At 52.8% G+C, this 341-nt stretch carries 1 rRNA gene; it reads left to right on the top strand.

What is annotated here, in order from left to right:
* Positions 1 to 341: ribosomal RNA gene (locus GH741_RS21435) — 23S ribosomal RNA — on the top strand; the annotation flags it as partial.

Here is a 341-nt window from a genome sequence, read left to right as displayed (position 1 = left end):
AGTGTTTCCTCCAGAGTGGATCCTGAGTACGGCGGAACACGAGAAATTCCGTCGGAATCCGGGAGGACCATCTCCCAAGGCTAAATACTTCCTAGTGACCGATAGTGAACCAGTACCGTGAGGGAAAGGTGAAAAGCACCCCGGAAGGGGAGTGAAATAGATCCTGAAACCGTGTGCCTACAAGTAGTCGGAGTCCGTTAATGGATGACGGCGTACCTTTTGTAGAATGGACCGGCGAGTTACGATCTCCTGCAAGGTTAAGCAGCATATGCGGAGCCGCAGCGAAAGCGAGTCTGAATAGGGCGAATGTAGTAGGGGGTCGTAGACCCGAAACCGTGTGA

The sequence above is a fragment of the Aquibacillus halophilus genome (genome assembly GCF_009649745.1).
In the GTDB taxonomy this organism is placed as follows: domain Bacteria; phylum Bacillota; class Bacilli; order Bacillales; family Amphibacillaceae; genus Aquibacillus; species Aquibacillus halophilus.
The sequence above is the reverse complement of the archived record's forward strand: the minus strand, read 5'-3'. Positions and strand labels throughout refer to the sequence as shown.